Consider the following 17,424-nt stretch of genomic DNA (forward strand, 5'->3'; position numbering starts at 1 on the left):
CGCGCTATGCGAAAGCCCGGCAGCCCTGCTCGAAATCGATAAATTCGGTGCCCGCGGCAATCGCAAAGCGGATCGCTTCCTCGACGTTCGGGAAGTGGCCAGGCAGCCTCACGGACCGCTCCATTCCGTTCAAATCCTGAATGCGCGCCGTCGCGGCGAAGCTGTCGCCGTGACGAACCGCTGCGGGCGTGACCATCATGTCCCTGTAGCTGAAAACCATTGCTCTCTCTGTCGATTGTGACCGGCGCGCGCCGGGCGGCGCGAAACGCTTTCCCGGATGTCGATGAAGACCCGGACGATCGTCCGGCCCCTTCTGTTTCCGAGTTATCGGCATCGGCAAATGTTTCTTTACAGGGAACACTTACGCGGGTTTTCGTATGATTTTTGGCGCTGTTAGCCCAGATGAGTCGTGCGCGGTTTCGGCGCGATCGTTTCCATCGATGTCAGACCTTGCACGATGCCGCACTGTTCGACGGCCGCGCCGCCGCCGCATCGCTGCCTGAGCGACGTCAATTGCTGGCGCAGATGCGTGAGCTCGGCGATCCGCTCATCCACGTGCACGATGTGATCGTCCACGAGCGCGTTCACGCTCTCGCAAGTGCCGGACGGGTCGTCGGATGCGACCAGCAGCGCCCGCACTTCGTCGTGCGTCATGTCGAGCGCGCGGCAATTCCGGATGAAACGAAGCCGGTCGACGTGGCTTGCGGTGTAACTGCGATAGTTCGCGCCGTTTCGCTCCGGCGGAGCCAGCAGCCCTTCCTTCTCGTAGAAACGGATGGTCTCGGTCGTGCAGTTCGCCAGTTTCGCGAGTTCCCCGATTCTCATGGTTGGCGTCCTTCCCTAAAAAGTCCTTGACCTTGAAGCAACTTCAAGGTGTGTACTGCGAGCATACAGCAGAAAAAGGATACGGCCATGACATACGAAGACAAGACGATGCGGCAAGACGCGTGCGGCGAAACCGCGTGCTGCGGCGCGGCCGAACGGCACGAACACGGCGCGCACGATCATCACGGCCACGATCACTCGCACGATTCGCATGGCCACGGCCACGACCACGGCCACGACGATAAGTGCGTCGGCGCGGCGCCAGCGGCCTTCGAGGCGCTTGCCGGAACCGTTGCCGTCGGCGCTTCGGTTCGCACCCAGATGCGCATCCTGCAGATGGACTGCCCGACCGAGGAAGCGCTCATCCGCAAAAAGCTGGGCGGCATGCCGGAAGTCGCCGAGCTTGAGTTCAATCTGATGCAGCGGGTCTTGACGGTGGTGCACCAGCCCGACGGGCTGGATGCCATCGTCAAGGCGCTCGGCACGCTCGGGTTCAAGCCGGAGCTCGGCGACGCGTCGCAGGCCGCGCCGGAAGTGCGCAAGCCCTGGTGGCCGCTCGCGGTGGCAGTCGTGGCCGCCGTCGGTTCCGAGGCCGCCAGTTGGGCGGGCGCGCCCGTCTGGGCCGTCGCGGCGCTCGCGCTCGCGGCCGTCGCCTGTTCGGGGCTCGGCACCTACAAGAAAGGCTGGATCGCCGTTCGGAACCGCAACCTCAACATCAATGCGCTGATGAGCATCGCCGTGACGGGCGCGCTGCTGCTCGGCCAATGGCCCGAGGCCGCGATGGTGATGGTGCTTTTCACCATCGCCGAACTCATCGAGGCGAAGTCGCTGGACCGTGCGCGCAATGCCATTCAGGGACTCATGCGCCTCGCCCCCGAAAAGGCCACGGTGAAACAGGCCGATGGCGCGTGGATCGAGGTCGAAGCGTCGACGATCGCGCCCGGCGCGCTCGTGCGCGTCAAACCGGGCGAGCGGATCGGGCTCGACGGGGAGATCGTGAGCGGCCGCTCGACCGTGAATCAGGCGCCGATCACCGGCGAGAGCCTGCCCGTCGACAAGGCGGAGGGCGATGCCGTGTTCGCCGGCACCATCAACGAGGCGGGTTCGTTCGAATACCGCGTGACGGCGGCGGCCAACAACACGACGCTCGCGCGCATCATCCACGCGGTCGAGGAAGCGCAGGGCGCGAAGGCGCCGACGCAACGCTTCGTCGACCGGTTTGCGCGCGTCTATACGCCGATCGTTTTCATGCTGGCGGTGGGCGTCGCCGTCATTCCGCCGCTGTTCTTCGCGGGCGCGTGGTTCGACTGGATCTACAAGGCGCTGGTGCTGCTCGTGATCGCCTGCCCGTGCGCGCTGGTGATTTCCACGCCCGTCACCATTGTCAGCGGCCTCGCCGCCGCGGCGCGTCACGGGATTCTGGTGAAAGGCGGCACGTATCTCGAACAGGGCCGCAAGCTCGCCTGGCTGGCGCTCGACAAGACCGGCACCATCACGCACGGCAAGCCCGTGCAGACCGAGTTCGAGCTGCGCGCCGCCGATATCGACAGCGCGACAGTACGCTCGATTGCGGCGAGCCTCGCGGGCCGCTCGGATCATCCGGTTTCGTCCGCAATCGCGCGGGCGGCGGCTGCGCAGGGCGTGGCCCGACTGGAAGTCGATGCGTTCGAGGCCATTGCGGGCCGGGGCGTCGCGGGCGTCGTGAAGGGACGGCGCTACGCGCTCGGCAATCATCGGCTGGTCGAAGAGTCCGGCCGTTGCTCGACCGAGCTCGAAACCCGTCTGGATGCGCTTGAGCGCGAGGGCAAGACGGTCGTGATGCTGATCGACCAGACACGCGTGCTCGGCCTCTTCGCGGTGGCCGATACCGTGAAGGACAGCAGCAAGGACGCCATCGCCGGTCTGCACGCGCTCGGCGTTCGCACGGCGATGCTGACCGGCGACAATCCCCACACGGCGGCGGCGATCGCGGCGCAGGTCGGCATCGATCGCGCGGAAGGCAATCAGCTTCCCGAGGACAAGCTCGCCGTCGTGAAGACGCTATCGAACGGCGGCTCGATGGTGGGCATGGTCGGCGACGGCATCAACGATGCGCCGGCGCTTGCGCAAGCCGATATCGGCTTCGCGATGGGCGCGATGGGAACGGATACCGCCATCGAGACCGCCGACGTCGCGCTAATGGACGACGACCTTCGCAAGATACCGACGTTCATCCGGCTGTCGAGGGCGACGCACGGCATTCTCGTGCAGAACATCACGCTGGCGCTGGGGATCAAGGCGGTGTTCCTCGCGTTGACCATCGCCGGTTTGGGCACCATGTGGATGGCCGTGTTCGCCGATGTCGGCGCGAGTCTGCTGGTCGTCGCCAATGGGCTGCGATTGCTTCGGAAGTAGAACGGCCTGCATTGATTTAATCGGATCGGTTGCCGCTTCCTGATCGAACTAGAATATCGATTCGAGCTTGCTCAAGGAACGCGCCAATGGCATCCCAACACACGCACGAGGACGGACACGACCATCGCCACGAGGGCCATGAGCACGGTCATGGTCATAGTCACGCCGGGCATAACCATCTGCATGGCGTGAGCGACCAGCGGCGCATCGGCTGGGCCTTCGTCATCATTGCGGTATTCATGCTGGTGGAGGTTGCCGGCGGCGTGATTTCCGGTTCGCTGGCGCTGCTGGCGGATGCGGGTCACATGGTGAGCGACGCCGCGGCGCTGGGTTTTAGCTGGACCGCGATTCATTATGGGAAACGGCCCGCGACCGAACAACTTTCGTTCGGCTACAAACGCCTCGAGATTCTCGCGGCGTTCGTCAACGGTTGCGCGCTGTTCGTGATTGCCGCGTGGATCGTGATCGAAGCCGCTCAGCGTTTCGCTTCACCCGTGCCGGTCATCGGCAAGACGATGCTGATTGTTGCGATAGCCGGGCTGCTCGCCAATATCGCGGCATTCGCCGTGCTGCATGGCGGGAACCGGGAGAACCTGAATCTGCGTGGCGCGTGGCTTCATGTGCTCGGCGATATGCTGGGCTCCGTGGCGGCCATCGTCGCGGCGGTCGTCATTCTGTGGACCGGCTGGACGCCTATTGATCCGCTGCTGTCCATCTTCGTCGCCGTGATCATTCTCAAGAGCGCGTGGGGCATCGTTAAATCGTCCGCGCACATTCTGCTTGAAGGTACGCCGGAAGGCGTGAATCTGATCGACATCAAGACCGATCTGGAGAGCAACGTGCCCGAAGTGGAAAACGCTCACCACATCCACGCGTGGTCGATCACCGGAGAGCAGCACATGGTGACCTTGCACGTTCATCCGGCAGCGGGCACGAATGCGCGCGAAGTGGTGCTTTCGGTTCAGCGGAGACTGGCGGTGCAGTTCAACATTCAGCATGTCACGGTTCAGGTGGAACACGACGAATGCGTCGATGAACATTCGACGACGCGTCAGGGCAAAGATACGCCGAGGGTCGTCTGAGCGATAACGCTGCCTACGCTTAACGCCTCGCGCGAGGCGAGGCGTTAGAGGGCACGACTTACGAACTCGCGCGGCCGAGCCAGTCGGCGAGTGCGATCTTGCCACGGCGCGCAATGCCGGTCGGCACGAGCGACTCTTCCTCGACCGTGCCGCCGAAGTAGGTCGCCTTCGGATCGGGAACGATCTCGCGCGTATCGCCCTGCGCCTTCAGATACCGGCCGACGATCTGATGCAGCGGCGCACGGTCCGGCCCGGCGATATCGACGATGCCGTTCAACGGCGCTTCGAGCGCGACGTCCGCCACGATGGCCGCGACATCGTCCGCCGCGATCGGCTGGAACTGTCCTGTCGAGAGATGCACCTTGCCGTCCTGCATGCCCGCATCGGCAATGCCGCCGAGAAACTCCATGAACTGCGTCGCGCGGACAATGGAATACGGCACGCCCGATGTCTCGATGAGCTTTTCCTGCGCGACTTTGGCGACGAAGTAGCCGTTGTCCGGCATGCGGTCCGTGCCGACGATCGACAGCGCGACATGATGCGCGACGCCCGCTTCGGCTTCGGCCTTCACGAGATTCGTGGTCGAGGCGCGGAAGAACGCCAGCACGTCGTCCGGCGCCCACGAAGGCGCGTTCGCGACATCGACCACCACTTGCGCGCCGCGCAGCGCTTCGCCCAGTCCTTCGCCCGTCACCGAATTTACGCCGCTGCGCGGCGATGCGGCGATGGCCTCATGACCCTTCTCACGCAGAATCGCAACGACTTTAGCGCCGATCAAACCCGAACCGCCGATCACGACAACCTTCATGATGCACCTCGCTCAGAAAAGTGAAAGTGATGCCATTGTGCGAGAATCATGGCTTAGCAAGAAGGGACAAGAATCATCGATCGCACTAGTCCATGAACCGCGCCATGTCCAAAGCCGAAATCACGCTGACGATCGAGATCGACCGGCACGAGGCGTCGCCCATCTATCTGCAGATATGCGAACGCTTCAAAGCGGCGATCTCGGCCGGCCATCTGAAGCCGGGCGATCGGGTGCCCGCCTTGCGCGGCCTCGCGACGCAACTGAATACTGCGCGCGGCACGGTCGAAATGGCCTATAACATTCTCGTCGATGAGGGTTATTTGCAGATGCGCGGCGCGGCGGGCACGTTCGTGTCGTCGTCGCTGCCGGGCGCGGTCACGGCGGGCGCGGCGCGCAAGACCCGCGAGCGCACGCATGCGCCGCGCATCAGGCGGACCGCGCCCGCCGCCGATATCGGCAACGATGCGAAGCCATTGCGGCCCGGATTGCCCGCGCTCGATGCCTTTCCGCGCAAGGTCTGGAGCCGGCTGGTTGCGGCCCGCGCGAAAAGCGGCGACGTCGCGACGCTCACGTATCCCGATCCATCCGGCTATCGCCCGCTGAGGGAGCGCATCGCGACGTATCTCGGCCTGTCGCGCGGCGTCGAGTGCGTGCCGGAGCAGGTCTTCGTGACGAACGGCTATCGCGCGTCGCTCGAACTCATCTTGCGCAGTCTCGCGAAGCCGGAGGATCGCGCGTGGTTCGAAGAGCCGGGCTATCTGCTCGCGCGTAACTTTCTCGCCGATGCGGCCATGCACCTCGCGCCGGTCCCTGTCGATCACGAAGGGCTCGACGTCGATGCGGGCATCGCGCTCTGCCACGACGCGCGTTTCGCGTTCGTCACGCCTTCGCATCAGAGTCCGCTCGGCGTCACGCTGTCGCTCGCGCGGCGCATGAAGCTGCTCGACTGGGCAAGCCGCGCGGGAAGCTGGATCGTCGAAGACGATTACGACAGCGAGTTCCGGTACGTGGGCCGGCCGCTGCCCGCGCTGAAGAGCCTCGACCGCGACGATCGCGTGATCTATTGCGGCACCTTCAGCAAAGTGCTGTTTCCGGGCCTGCGGCTTTCCTACGTGGTCGCGCCGGAGCGGGCCGCCACGCGCTTCGATCAGCTCACGAAGAACATGAACGCGGGTTCCCCGCATCTCTATCAGGCGGCGGTGGCGGACTTCATCGCGCAAGGGCATTTCGCGCGGCATCTGAAGCGCATGCGCGCGCTCTATGCCGAGCGGCGCATGCTGCTCGCTGATGCAATCAGAAAGGCGTTCGGCGACAGAGTGAGCATCGACCTGCCGACCGGCGGCATGCATCTCGTCGCGATCTTCCGGGCGGGGCGCAACGGGCCTGTCGACGACATGGCGATGGCCGCGCGCGCACGCGAAGCAGGACTCGCGGTGCTCGCGCTATCGGCGTGGTATCTGAATGCGCGCGCGCGGCACACGTTGCGCGGCATCGTCGTCGGCTTCGCGAACGTCGCCGATGCCGACGAAGCCGCGCGTCTTTCGCGCATGCTCCGGCGCGCGTACGACGGCTAGATCGCGAGGGCGTCCGATGCGAACAATGCGTGACGCGCGATCTCGCCGCGCGCGGCCTCCAGCGCTTCCGCCGCCGCATCGTCGCCGCGAATCAGCCCTTGCAGCAGCAGAAAATGCAGGCTGTGCAAGCCGATTGAACCGAGCGCATAACGCAGATACGGCGTGAGGAAATCCCGCTGGCGCGCGTTCTCGCCGCAATGGAAACCGCCCGAGCCGACGATCACGAACGTGGGCCGGTCGCGCATCAGGCCGACCTTGCCTTCGGGCGTCGCCGCGAACGTGCGATGAATTCGCAGCACGTAGTCGATCCATAGCTTCAACGCGGCGGGCACGGTGAAGTTATGCATCGGCGTGTTGATGATGAGCGCATCGGTGGTTTCGATCTCGCGGATCAATTGCTCGGATACGTCGAACGCGCGCGTATCCGGTTCGCGCGAGATGACCGCGCGCGCATAGTCCTGCGTGAGCGGCGGCAGCGGCATGGCGGCGAGATCGCGTTCGACGGTTTCCGCGCGCGCGCTCTTCTTCAGAGTACCGAGCATCTCGCGCGCGAGCCGATAACCGTGGCTGTTCTCGCCGTGCGGGCTGGCGTTGACGAAGAGCACTTTCATGACGCGTTCTCCCCGTGCTGAGCGAGGGGTTCGACGAAATGCATGCCTTTCGCGAGCAGGCCGTTGCGATAGTAGAAGCGCTGCGCAAGCGCCATGTGCAGGCCGGTGTCGAGCACGAAATGTGCGCAGCGCGAATGGCGCGCGATCTCGCGCACGCGGTCGAGCAGGCCCGCGCCGATCCCCCCGCGCTGCAGCCGCGACGTGACGACGAGATCGTCGACATACACGAAACGTCCGTACAGCGTATTCGTTTGCGTGCGATAGCCGGCGAGGCCGAGAATCGCGCCGTCTTCGTCGCAGGCCGCGAGCAGACGATAACTTTCTTCGCGTTGACGGCGCATCTGCGCGCAGAACGCGTTCGCGTCCGTGAGGTGCGGGCGCAGCTCCTTCATGACGTCGAAGGCGCGCGTCCAGTCGTCGGGCGTGTCGAGATGCCGGTAGGTAATCGATGTGTCCATGCGTGTTCTCCGCGTTGCATGTCACATACGATAGCGGCGCCATGACACAGGCTGAAGAGCCAAGAATCAAGCGTCGGACTGGGCCAAGATGCGGCTCGCGGTGGCGGACCTCGTCGTCATGAAAGAAGAAGGGCGGCTGCTCGAACCGATCGCCGATTGACTTCATAGCGCCAGCTCGTTTAGGGTCGATGCTATCTGCCCCGCAACCACGGAATTCGCAATGAAAATTTCACGCACCATTTCGACCGTCGAAGTCCATACCGGAGGCGAGGCGTTTCGCATCGTGACGAGCGGGCTTCCGCGTTTGCCGGGCGACACGATCGTGAAGCGCCGCGCATGGCTCAAGGAGAACGCCGACGAGATCCGCAAAGCGTTGATGTTCGAGCCGCGCGGCCACGCCGATATGTACGGCGGCTATCTCACCGAGCCGGTCACGCCGGGCGCGGACTTCGGCATCATCTTCCTTCACAACGAAGGGTATAGCGATCACTGCGGCCACGGCGTGATCGCGCTGTCCACCGCCGCGGTCGAACTGGGCTGGGTTCAGCGGCAGATTCCCGAGACGCGCATCGGCATCGATGCGCCGTGCGGCTTCATCGAAGCGTTCGTGCAATGGGACGGCGAGCATGCGGGCAACGTGCGCTTCGTCAACGTGCCGTCGTTCATCTGGAAGCGGGATGTCGCCGTCGAAACGCCTTCCTTCGGCACGGTGAAAGGCGACATTGCGTTCGGCGGCGCGTTTTACTTCTATACGGATGGCGCACCGCACGGTCTGGAAATTCGCGAGTCGTCCGTCGAAGCGCTCATTCGTTTTGGCGCCGAGGTCAAGGAAGCCGCCAACAAGGCGTATCCGGTCGAGCATCCCGACATTCCGGAGATCAACCACATCTACGGCACCATCATTGCCGGCGCGCCGCGGCATGAAGGGTCCACGCAGGCGAACTGCTGCGTGTTCGCCGACCGGGAAGTGGATCGCTCGCCGACCGGCTCGGGCACCGGCGGGCGCGTCGCGCAGCTTTACTTGCGCGGCGAACTGCGCAAGGGCGAGACGCTCGTGAACGAATCGATCATCGGCACGGTGTTCAAGGGACGCGTGCTCGGCGAGACGACGGTCGGCGACTTCGAGGCGGTGATTCCCGAAGTCGAAGGCAATGCCTATGTGTGCGGCTTCGCCAACTGGATCGTAGACGAGCGCGATCCGCTGACGTATGGATTTCTCGTCCGATAGGCTTCATCGAGCGACCTTAGCCCGACGCGAAGAATCGGCCCGCTTCATCACGTTTCGTGATCGATGATATTGGCGGGCGTTGTATTGTCGATGGCGAGTTGCCATGCATCGCGGAACCCTTTATCTTGCGCGAAGCGACTCGACGATCTCTTTCCGGAGCACATCGCATGAAAGGCTATTGGATCATTCTCGGCACCAGCGTCACGGATCAGGAGGCACAGAAGACATACGGCGCGTTATGGGCGCCGATTGCGCAACAGTATCAGGCGAAGCTCAAGACCGTCGATGCGTCTTCCGTGCTGAGAGAGGCACGCGAAGCGCAGCGCGTGCTCGTCGTCGAGTTTCCGTCTCACGAAGCGGCGGTCGCGTGTTACGAAGACCCCGCGTATCAGGAAGCGAAGCAGTTCGCTTTGCAGGCTTCGAAGCGCGAATTGCTCATCGTCGCGGGCGAGCTTGCATAGCCTTTGAGACGCCATGCCGCTCAATCCCGATTCTCCGCTTGCACGCCTCATGAATGCGCCGGTCAAGCCGGGCCGTGTCATCTGGATCGGCTTGCGCGTGTCGCGGCGCGCGCCGCTGCAAGTGGTCGAATCGGCGCTGGCTTTGGCGGGCGAGGGACTCGACGGCGATCACTACAGCCGCAAGGACGGCAGCAGGCAGGTCACGTTGATCCAGGCGGAAAGCCTGCGCGCGATCGCAAGCCATCTCGGGCTCGACGAGGTATCGCCCGGCGGTCTGCGCCGCAATATCGTCACGTCGGGCATCAATCTGAACGCGCTGAAAGACCGGCGTTTTCGCATCGGCGATGCTCTGCTCGAAGCGAGCGGCGAGTGTCATCCCTGCTCGCGCATGGAAGAGACCTTCGGCGTGGGCGGCTATAACGCGGTGCGCGGTTTCGGCGGCATCACGGCGCGCGTCGTCGAAGGCGGCACGATCGCGCTCGCGAACGCGATCGTGCCGTGCTGAGCGAGCCTATTTGCCTGAAGCGATCTGCGGCGCGCCTTCCCATGCGGGCAATGTCGCGCCGTGATAAACGGTCAGAATCGCCGAGGCGACATTCGCCTGCTGATAGCTTTCGACCAGCGTCTTCACCCATGGCGCCTGCGCATCCTTCGCATTCACGGCAATGAAATTGCGATACGGATTGCCCGGCACCTTCTCCTGCGCAATGCGTTCCTGCGGAATCTTGATGCCCGCCTTGATCGCCCAGTCGGTGTTGACCACGGCCGCGTCGAGATCGCCGATCGCGCGCCCGACGATACCCGCATCGAGCTCCTTGATCTGCACGTGCTTCGGGTTGCTCGCGATATCGCGCGCGGTCGGCAAGAGGCCGACGTTGTCGCGCAGCTTGATGATGCCGTTCGCCTGAAGCAGCAGGAGCGCGCGGCCTTCGTTGCTCGGATCGTTCGGCACGCCGATGGCCGCGTTCTGCGGCAGATCCGCCACGGATTTCACCTTGCGCGAGTACAGGCCGATAGGCTGCACATACGTGTAGCCGACAGGCACGATGTCGTAATGGCGCGCCTGAATCTGCGCGTCGAGATAGGGCTTGTGCTGGAACGAATTGGCGTCGAGATCGTGTTGCGCGAGCGCTTCGTTGGGCTGCGTGTAGTCCGCGAACGTCGTGACCTTGACCGTGATGCCGTGCTTCGCCGCGTTCGCCGCGACCGCGCGCCATACGTCTTCGTCTTCGCCCGACATGATGCCGACCCGAACCGTCTTGTCGGCGGCATTGGCGGGCAGCATGCTGGCGGCACCGCATGCGAGCAGCATGGAAAGCAGGGCGGATTTGATTGGCGTGGAGAGCTTCATGATGCGGACTTCGGCAGTGGAAAGAGCCCCGATGCTAGAGGTCCGCGCGCGGCGCGCCAAATAATATCGAGCGCTATCGATATGAGCGTTCGACGAATGATCTTCCCGCTATCGGCTAAGATACGGCGCGCCGAATCATCACTCATAACATGGAGCTTTCCGTGATCCAGCCGAACGACGTATTCAAGGACAACCTGGCCCAGATGCCTGCCATCGACGGCATCGAGCGCATCGATTTGGTCGATGGCAAAGGCGAAGTCGTCGCGAGCATCGAGAACAAGCCGGGCAAGCAAGGCTCGCTCGCGGTCTATCAATATCTGCAGCAGGCGTTCGGCACGCTCGACGCCAAAGCCGCCGCGCATGGTCTTGCCGTGTTCGCCGAACATACCGCCGATGCCCACAACCGGCCGGGCGCGCATCCGAACGTGGATCGCCTGCTCGACATCGCCCATGGCGGCGAGACGCTGCGCATCGACGTGATTCGCGCGAGCTAAAGCCAAAAAGACAAAAAGGCAACCCGCAAAGGTTGCCTCTTCGATCAGAGAAAATGCGGCGCTCAGACCGGCCGCAGTTCCACGCGCTTGATGTCCTTCACGATCACGAGATAGCTGAACACCGTGATCAGCGCGTTGATGCCGACGAACGCCAGCGCGCCGTTGAACGAGCCCGACTGCGCGACGAGATAGCCGATCACGATCGGCGTCACGATGCCCGCCACGTTGCCGAACATGTTGAAGATCGAGCCGGACAGCCCGATGGCTTCCTTCGGCGACGTATCCGCGACCACGGCCCAGCCCAATGCGCCGATACCTTTGCCGAAGAACGCGAGCGACATCAGCGCGACCACGACCCAGTCTGTATCGACATAGTTGCAGCCGATGATGCACGACGAGAGCAGCATGCCGCCGACGATCGGCAGCTTGCGTGCGAAGGTCAGCGACTTGCCGCGGCGGATCAGGCCATCGGAAATCACGCCGCCGAGCACGCCGCCCGTGAAGCCGCAGATCGCGGGCAGCGACGCGACGAATCCCGCCTGCAGGATCGTCATGTGACGCGCCTGCACGAGATAGATCGGGAACCACGTCAGGAAGAAGTACGTGAGCACGTTGATGCAGTATTGCGCGAGATACACGCCGAGCAGCATGCGGTTGGTCAGCAGTTGCTTCACGACCGGCCAGCCGACCGTGTTCGACTTCGCACGCGCGCCCGTTCCCGCGCGCTGATGCCCGCGCACGAGGCCGCCGCCTTCCTCGATATGGTCGAGTTCCTGCTTGTTCACGCGCGGATGGTCCACCGGATTCTTCATCACGGAAAGCCACGTGAGCGCGAGCGCGAGACCCGCGACGCCCATCACGATATACACGTGATGCCAGCCGAACGCATGTGTGAGCCACGCCATCAACGGCGTGAAGACGACCGCAGCGAAATACTGCGCCGAGTTGAAGATCGCCGATGCCGTGCCGCGCTCCTGCGTCGGGAACCAGCTTGCGACGACTTTCGCGTTGGCCGGAAACGCCGGCGCTTCGGCCGCGCCCATCGCGAAACGCAGCACGAAGAGCGCCGTCACCGCGGTCGCCGCGCTGCCGAGCAGGCCGATCGAGCTTTGCAGCAGCGTGAAGAGCGACCACAGGAAAATGCTCGCCGCATACACGCGCCGCGCGCCGAAGCGGTCGAGCAGCCAGCCCGCGGGCACTTGCGAGAGCACATACGCCCAGCTGAACGCCGAGAAGATGTAACCCATGCGGATCGCGTCGAAACCGAATTCGGCGCGCATTGCGGAGCCGGTCACGGACAAGGTCGCGCGGTCCGCGTAGTTGAACGTCGTGATCACGAAGATCAGCAACAGAATGAGATAGCGCACGCGCGTGCGCTTCATGACCTCCGCGGGATTCGCGGCGCGGCTCATCGACATGGCCTTTCTCCTTGACTCTCGATACATCAAGGGCCGCATGTGGCGGCCCTTTGTGCGGGAAGCGCCACAAAGCGCTTCCCGTGTCTCCGGCTGGTGACGCTTACTGCGCGCCGAGCTTCTTGATGAGCGCGTCGAGCTGTTCCATTTCTTCGCCGGTCAGATCCGTCAGCGGCGCGCGCACCGGGCCCGCGTCGTGGCCGACGAGCTTCGCGCCCGCCTTGACGATCGACACGGCATAACCGGCCTTGCGGTTGCGGATCTTCAGGTACGGCAGGAAGAATTCGTCGATCAGGCGGCCCGTGGTCGCGTGATCTTCCGCGGCGATCGCGCGGTAGAACTCCATCGCCGTCTTCGGAATGAAGTTGAACACCGCCGACGAATACACCGGCACGCCCAGCGCCTTGTAGGCGGCGGCATAGACTTCCGCCGTCGGCAGGCCGCCGAGGTACGAGAAGCGATCGCCGAGACGGCGGCGGATCGTCACCATGTTCTCGATTTCGCCGACGCCGTCCTTGAAGCCGATCAGGTTCGGGCAGCTTTCCGCGAGCTGTTCCAGCATGTCGGCGTTGAGCTTCGAGTTCGCGCGGTTATAGATGATGACGCCCATGTTCGGCACGGCCTTGCACACTTCTTCCGCGTGATTGCGGATGCCGTCCTGCGAGGCTTCCGTCAGATAATGCGGCATGAGCAGCACGCCTTGCGCGCCCTGGCGTTCGGCTTCCTGCGCGAAGGCGATCGCCGTGCGCGTCGGGCCGCCCGCGCCCGCGAGAATCGGCACCTTGCCGCGGCACACTTCGGTGGCCGTCTTCACGATCTGCGAATATTCGGGTTGCGTCAGCGAGAAGAACTCGCCCGTGCCGCCCGCGACGAACAGCGCTGAAGCACCGTACGGAGCCAGCCATTCGAGGCGCTCGGCGTACGTGTCCGCGCGGAAGTTGCCCTGGCTGTCGAAATCCGTCACGGGGAAGGAAAGCAGGCCTTCGGAAACGATTTGCTTCAGTTCTTGCGGTGTCGTCATGGTGATGAAGTCTCGATGTTCGGCGACCGGCGATGGCCGATCTCGTAAGTCATCGTACAACATAGACCGTCGTCGGACAACCTATTTAACGCTTTGAAATCAATGAATCCGGGTAAATACTAACCAATTGTGACCGTCTATGTTGTAGGATGACATAACTCCAGCCGCAGCCGCGCGGTGTGTTTGCTCAAGGATTCGTCAGAATGAATCAGTCTCCCCTCTATATCCGTGTCCATCCGGACGACAACGTCGCGATCGTCGTGAACGACGGCGGTCTTGGCGAAGGCGCCACGTTCGCCGACGGCCTCGTGCTGCGCGAGCGCGTGCCGCAGGGCCACAAGGTCGCGCTGAAGGATCTCGCGGAAGGCGACGCGGTGATGCGCTACAACGTGGTGATCGGCTATGCGACGAAAGCGCTGCCGAAGGGAAGCTGGATCAACGAGCATGTCACCCGCATGCCGGCTTCGCCCGAACTGCACGATCTGCCGATGGCGACGATCAAGGCGCCGGACGAATCGCCGCTGGAAGGCTTCACGTTCGAGGGCTATCGCAACGCGGACGGCTCCGTCGGCACGCGCAACATCCTCGCGATCACGACGACCGTGCAGTGCGTCGCGGACGTCGTGCAGCACGCGGTCACGCGCATCAAGACGGAACTGCTGCCGCAGTATCCGAACGTCGACGATGTCGTGAGCCTCGGCCATACCTACGGCTGCGGCGTCGCCATCGACGCGCCCGATGCGATGGTGCCGATCCGCACCGTGCGCAACATCGCGCTGAACCCGAACTTCGGCGGCGAAGTGATGATGGTGTCGCTTGGCTGCGAAAAGCTTCAGCCCGAGCGCCTGATGCCGCCGGGCACGATTCCGATCGCGGCGGCGTCGGCGCAAATCGAAGACGTCGCGGATATCGGCGACAACACGCACGACGACAACGGCGGCACGGTCGTGCTGCAGGACGAGGCGCATGTCGGCTTCGCCTCGATGATCGAGTCGATCATGCGCATGGCCGACACGCATCTGAAGCGCCTGAACAATCGCCGCCGCGAAACGTGTCCGGCGGCGGATCTGGTCGTCGGCGTGCAGTGCGGCGGCAGCGATGCGTTTTCCGGCCTGACGGCGAATCCGGCCGTCGGCTTTGCGACCGATCTGCTGGTGCGCGCGGGCGCGACCGTGATGTTCTCGGAAGTCACCGAAGTGCGCGATGGCGTCGCGCAACTGACGGCGCGCGCGGCGAACGGCGAAGTGGCGCAGGCGATCATCCGCGAAATGCAGTGGTACGACGACTATCTGAAGCGCGGCGGCGCGGACCGCAGCGCCAACACGACGCCGGGCAACAAGAAGGGCGGGCTGTCGAACATCGTCGAGAAGGCGATGGGTTCCATCGTCAAATCGGGCAGTTCGGCGATTTCCGGCGTGCTGTCGCCGGGCGAGAAGGTGAAGCAGAAGGGCCTGATCTACGCGTCGACGCCCGCGAGCGATTTCATCTGCGGCACGCTGCAACTGGCGGCGGGCATCAACCTGCATGTCTTCACGACGGGGCGCGGCACGCCGTACAGCCTCGCCGAAGTGCCGGTGCTCAAGGTCGCGACGCGCTCCGATCTGGCGCGCCGCTGGCACGATCTCATGGACGTGAACGCGGGCACCATCGCGACGGGCGAGGCGACGATCGCCGATGTGGGCTGGGAGCTGTTCCGGCTGATGCTCGATGTCGCGAGCGGCAGGAAGCAGACGAAGGCCGAGGCGCTCAAGCTGCATAACGCGCTCGTGCTGTTCAATCCGGCGCCGGTGACCTGATCCGCTGCTGGACGTCGCGCATGCAAGAAGGGCCGCTTCGCGCGGCCCTTTTCGTGTTCGCTTAACCCTCCGTGCCGTTTCCTTGTGGCACCTCATCCACGGCCGCGGCCCGCACGCCGCCGCCGCGCGTCTCGTTCACCACCATGCCGTTTTCCAGCTTGAGCACGCGATCCGCGATCGGGAAGTACCGGTCGTCGTGCGTCACGACGATCACCGTCTTGCCGCGCGCGCGCAACTCCGGCAGCAATTGCTCGTAAAACACCGCCTTGAACGCCGGGTCCTGGTCCGCCGCCCATTCGTCGAAGAGGTAAAGCGGGCGGTCTTCCAGATAAGCGACGACGAGCGCCAGCCGCTTGCGCTGCCCTGTGGAAAGCGAGCGCGTCGAGAACGCGCCGTCGATCACCTTCACCTTGTGATCCAGCGCGAGCCTGGCGACGAGCGCATTGGCGCGCGCATCCGCCGCCGCGCGCGACGCATCGTTCGGATCGACGATGCCGAGCAGCGCATCGAACAGATGGAAATCGTTGAACACCGCCGTGAAGCGCTCGCGATACGCCGCGCGCGTGTGTTCGGCGACCGGCTTGCCATCGACTTCGATCACGCCGGACTCCGGCTCGTAGAGGCCCGTCAGCACCTTGGCGAGCGTGGTCTTGCCGCTGCCGTTGCCGCCGACGATGAACACGAGCTCGCCCGGCCTGAACGTCAGATCCACGGGGCCGATACGGAACATGCGCTCGTCGCGCTCATGAAAATACGAATGCGTGACGCCGCGCATGCTGAGCGTTTCGAAGGCCGCGTCGTTCGCCGATGAAACCGGCGCGGCCTGCACGCGCACGCTGCCGAATTCCGCCATTACCTTCTCGATGCGTCCGAGCGACACGCGCGCTGCGTTCAGCGTCGGAATGTTGTTGAGCAGGCCGTCGAGCGGCACGAGCATGAAGAGAAACACGACGACATAGCCCGCGGTCGCGGCGGCATCGGCGCGCACGCCGAGCGATGGCCAGAACGCCGCCGCGCCAAGAAAGCCATAGAACAGAAAGATGATCCAGCCGACGCCGACCGCATACGCGCTGAACGCGCGCCGGCGATGATCGCGCACTTCACCGATCGCCGCGCCGAGTTGCCCGTCGACGAACTGCTGCGAGCGCGCGCGATGCAGCTTCAGTTCCTTCGCGCCCGCGAAGAGCGAACCGAGATAGCCGAAGAGCTTGTCCTGCGATTGCCCAGCGGCTTCGAGCGACGCGATTGCGCGCCTGTCGCCCAGGTGATAGCCGAGCGAGCCCGTGATGATCGCCGCGAGCGCGAGCAGGCACACCGGCCACGAGAGCCACGCGAGATAGCCGAGGCACCCGAACACGATCGAGCCGTGCATGACGATGTTCGGCAGCGCGAAGAACAGCATCGATACATTGGTGGCGTCGTCGGTCAGAACGGATTGCACGGGCGCCGCGCCGATGCGCTCGACATCGCGCAATTCGGCTGCCGCGACGCGCCGCGCGACATGCTCGCGCAATTGCGCCATCGTGTCCTGCGAGAGCCGCGCGAAGAGCACGCCCGAGATCACGCGCGTAATCAGCGCAACCACCGCGCACAGCGCAAAGCGCCATGCGAGCGAGGCATCGGCGGATGCGGTCGTCGATAGCGCGCGATTGAGCGTCGCGACGAGCATCACGCTCGCGATGCCGTTCAGCACGCACGCGACGAGCGCGACCCCGAATGCGCCGCGCGAGCGCTTGAGCAGCGCGAGGATCAGGCGCGCGGCGGGCTTTTGCGTCGCGGAAGAACTTGAAGGCTCGTGTATGGCGGTCATTGGCAAGGCATCGCTGAAGTAAGAAAGGCGGCGCTGGAATGCGCCTCTACATAGAGACGTTTCAGCGCGGCGAATCTTTAGCAGATGGAGCGCATA

At 64.1% G+C, this 17,424-nt stretch carries 16 protein-coding genes and 1 pseudogene; 8 read left to right on the top strand and 9 right to left on the bottom strand.

Annotated elements, in window-relative coordinates:
* Window positions 1-4: 4 nt before the first annotated feature.
* Together AWB70_RS13070 and cadR are read right to left on the bottom strand one after the other, a co-directional pair.
* Window positions 5-199: a hypothetical protein gene (locus AWB70_RS13070; protein WP_081478328.1), complete on the bottom strand. Its 195-nt coding sequence runs from the start codon at window positions 197-199 to the stop codon at window positions 5-7.
* 194 nt (window positions 200-393) lie between these two features.
* The gene (cadR, locus tag AWB70_RS13075) at window positions 394-825 is read right to left on the bottom strand and encodes a Cd(II)/Pb(II)-responsive transcriptional regulator (protein WP_014252723.1); all 432 of its coding nucleotides are present in this window, start codon (window positions 823-825) and stop codon (window positions 394-396) included.
* 87 nt (window positions 826-912) lie between these two features.
* Between cadR and AWB70_RS13080 the strand changes: the two genes are divergently transcribed.
* Both AWB70_RS13080 and AWB70_RS13085 read left to right on the top strand, forming a co-directional pair.
* Window positions 913-3,219, top strand: a complete 2,307-nt coding sequence (locus tag AWB70_RS13080) for a heavy metal translocating P-type ATPase (protein WP_374730234.1) — start codon at window positions 913-915, stop codon at window positions 3,217-3,219.
* A gap of 86 nt (window positions 3,220-3,305) precedes the next feature.
* Window positions 3,306-4,301 carry a cation diffusion facilitator family transporter gene (locus AWB70_RS13085; protein WP_235024233.1) on the top strand — a complete coding sequence of 332 codons (996 nt, stop codon included), beginning with the start codon at window positions 3,306-3,308 and terminating at the stop codon, window positions 4,299-4,301.
* A gap of 58 nt (window positions 4,302-4,359) precedes the next feature.
* Here AWB70_RS13085 and AWB70_RS13090 read toward each other — a convergent pair whose 3' ends face one another.
* Window positions 4,360-5,109, bottom strand: a complete 750-nt coding sequence (locus tag AWB70_RS13090) for an SDR family oxidoreductase (protein WP_053571617.1) — start codon at window positions 5,107-5,109, stop codon at window positions 4,360-4,362.
* A 104-nt stretch (window positions 5,110-5,213) separates the two neighbouring features.
* On the opposite strand from AWB70_RS13090, the gene pdxR reads away from it, so the two are divergent.
* Complete coding sequence (gene pdxR / locus AWB70_RS13095) at window positions 5,214-6,683, top strand: MocR-like pyridoxine biosynthesis transcription factor PdxR (protein ID WP_053572107.1); 1,470 nt, start codon at window positions 5,214-5,216, stop codon at window positions 6,681-6,683.
* On the opposite strand, the gene AWB70_RS13100 is transcribed toward pdxR, so the two are convergent.
* Window positions 6,680-7,294 (bottom strand): FMN-dependent NADH-azoreductase, encoded by a 615-nt coding sequence (locus AWB70_RS13100; RefSeq protein ID WP_053571616.1) that lies wholly within the window; start codon window positions 7,292-7,294, stop codon window positions 6,680-6,682. The two genes, pdxR and AWB70_RS13100, sit on opposite strands and share 4 nt — an antisense overlap.
* Window positions 7,291-7,752, bottom strand: a complete 462-nt coding sequence (locus AWB70_RS13105) for a GNAT family N-acetyltransferase (protein ID WP_053571615.1) — start codon at window positions 7,750-7,752, stop codon at window positions 7,291-7,293. The genes AWB70_RS13100 and AWB70_RS13105 overlap by 4 nt, the downstream gene beginning before the upstream one ends.
* 220 nt (window positions 7,753-7,972) lie before the next feature.
* Here AWB70_RS13105 and lhpH point away from each other — a divergent pair, with 220 nt between their 5' ends.
* From lhpH to AWB70_RS13120, 3 genes are all read left to right on the top strand, one after another.
* Window positions 7,973-8,980, top strand: coding sequence for a trans-3-hydroxy-L-proline dehydratase (lhpH, locus tag AWB70_RS13110; RefSeq protein WP_053571614.1), 1,008 nt, complete (start codon window positions 7,973-7,975; stop codon window positions 8,978-8,980).
* Between the two features lie 167 nt (window positions 8,981-9,147).
* Window positions 9,148-9,441 carry a DUF1330 domain-containing protein gene (locus tag AWB70_RS13115; RefSeq protein WP_053571613.1) on the top strand — a complete coding sequence of 98 codons (294 nt, stop codon included), beginning with the start codon at window positions 9,148-9,150 and terminating at the stop codon, window positions 9,439-9,441.
* Window positions 9,442-9,454: 13 nt separating this feature from the next.
* Window positions 9,455-9,946: an MOSC domain-containing protein gene (locus AWB70_RS13120; RefSeq protein ID WP_053571612.1), complete on the top strand. Its 492-nt coding sequence runs from the start codon at window positions 9,455-9,457 to the stop codon at window positions 9,944-9,946.
* A gap of 6 nt (window positions 9,947-9,952) precedes the next feature.
* Here AWB70_RS13120 and AWB70_RS13125 read toward each other — a convergent pair whose 3' ends face one another.
* Window positions 9,953-10,792: a MetQ/NlpA family ABC transporter substrate-binding protein gene (locus tag AWB70_RS13125; protein ID WP_053571611.1), complete on the bottom strand. Its 840-nt coding sequence runs from the start codon at window positions 10,790-10,792 to the stop codon at window positions 9,953-9,955.
* A 161-nt stretch (window positions 10,793-10,953) separates the two neighbouring features.
* Between AWB70_RS13125 and AWB70_RS13130 the strand changes: the two genes are divergently transcribed.
* Window positions 10,954-11,286 (top strand): DUF2322 family protein, encoded by a 333-nt coding sequence (locus AWB70_RS13130; protein ID WP_053572106.1) that lies wholly within the window; start codon window positions 10,954-10,956, stop codon window positions 11,284-11,286.
* A gap of 62 nt (window positions 11,287-11,348) precedes the next feature.
* Here AWB70_RS13130 and AWB70_RS13135 read toward each other — a convergent pair.
* Window positions 11,349-12,749 (bottom strand): annotated as a pseudogene (locus AWB70_RS13135) (MFS transporter); the annotation flags it as partial.
* Window positions 12,750-12,804: 55 nt separating this feature from the next.
* Complete coding sequence (gene kdgD / locus AWB70_RS13140; protein WP_014252710.1) at window positions 12,805-13,722, bottom strand: 5-dehydro-4-deoxyglucarate dehydratase; 918 nt, start codon at window positions 13,720-13,722, stop codon at window positions 12,805-12,807.
* Between the two features lie 203 nt (window positions 13,723-13,925).
* On the opposite strand from kdgD, the gene garD reads away from it, so the two are divergent.
* Window positions 13,926-15,518: a galactarate dehydratase gene (garD, locus tag AWB70_RS13145; RefSeq protein WP_053571610.1), complete on the top strand. Its 1,593-nt coding sequence runs from the start codon at window positions 13,926-13,928 to the stop codon at window positions 15,516-15,518.
* Window positions 15,519-15,579: 61 nt separating this feature from the next.
* Here garD and AWB70_RS13150 read toward each other — a convergent pair whose 3' ends face one another.
* Window positions 15,580-17,328, bottom strand: coding sequence for a cyclic peptide export ABC transporter (locus tag AWB70_RS13150; RefSeq protein ID WP_053571609.1), 1,749 nt, complete (start codon window positions 17,326-17,328; stop codon window positions 15,580-15,582).
* Window positions 17,329-17,424: the final 96 nt, after the last annotated feature.

The sequence above is a fragment of the Caballeronia cordobensis genome (assembly GCF_001544575.2).
GTDB lineage: Bacteria > Pseudomonadota > Gammaproteobacteria > Burkholderiales > Burkholderiaceae > Caballeronia > Caballeronia cordobensis.

What these genes read in the sequence shown, in the direction of transcription:
- lhpH (WP_053571614.1), top strand. Translation starts at nt 7,973, where the DNA reads ATGAAAATTTCACGCACCATTTCGACCGTCGAAGTCCATACCGGAGGC.
- cadR (WP_014252723.1), bottom strand. Translation starts at nt 825, where the DNA reads ATGAGAATCGGGGAACTCGCGAAACTGGCGAACTGCACGACCGAGACC.
- garD (WP_053571610.1), top strand. Translation starts at nt 13,926, where the DNA reads ATGAATCAGTCTCCCCTCTATATCCGTGTCCATCCGGACGACAACGTC.
- AWB70_RS13115 (WP_053571613.1), top strand. Translation starts at nt 9,148, where the DNA reads ATGAAAGGCTATTGGATCATTCTCGGCACCAGCGTCACGGATCAGGAG.
- kdgD (WP_014252710.1), bottom strand. Translation starts at nt 13,722, where the DNA reads ATGACGACACCGCAAGAACTGAAGCAAATCGTTTCCGAAGGCCTGCTT.
- AWB70_RS13125 (WP_053571611.1), bottom strand. Translation starts at nt 10,792, where the DNA reads ATGAAGCTCTCCACGCCAATCAAATCCGCCCTGCTTTCCATGCTGCTC.
- AWB70_RS13085 (WP_235024233.1), top strand. Translation starts at nt 3,306, where the DNA reads ATGGCATCCCAACACACGCACGAGGACGGACACGACCATCGCCACGAG.
- AWB70_RS13100 (WP_053571616.1), bottom strand. Translation starts at nt 7,294, where the DNA reads ATGAAAGTGCTCTTCGTCAACGCCAGCCCGCACGGCGAGAACAGCCAC.
- AWB70_RS13105 (WP_053571615.1), bottom strand. Translation starts at nt 7,752, where the DNA reads ATGGACACATCGATTACCTACCGGCATCTCGACACGCCCGACGACTGG.
- AWB70_RS13150 (WP_053571609.1), bottom strand. Translation starts at nt 17,328, where the DNA reads ATGACCGCCATACACGAGCCTTCAAGTTCTTCCGCGACGCAAAAGCCC.
- AWB70_RS13080 (WP_374730234.1), top strand. Translation starts at nt 913, where the DNA reads ATGACATACGAAGACAAGACGATGCGGCAAGACGCGTGCGGCGAAACC.
- AWB70_RS13090 (WP_053571617.1), bottom strand. Translation starts at nt 5,109, where the DNA reads ATGAAGGTTGTCGTGATCGGCGGTTCGGGTTTGATCGGCGCTAAAGTC.
- AWB70_RS13120 (WP_053571612.1), top strand. Translation starts at nt 9,455, where the DNA reads ATGCCGCTCAATCCCGATTCTCCGCTTGCACGCCTCATGAATGCGCCG.
- AWB70_RS13070 (WP_081478328.1), bottom strand. Translation starts at nt 199, where the DNA reads ATGATGGTCACGCCCGCAGCGGTTCGTCACGGCGACAGCTTCGCCGCG.
- pdxR (WP_053572107.1), top strand. Translation starts at nt 5,214, where the DNA reads ATGTCCAAAGCCGAAATCACGCTGACGATCGAGATCGACCGGCACGAG.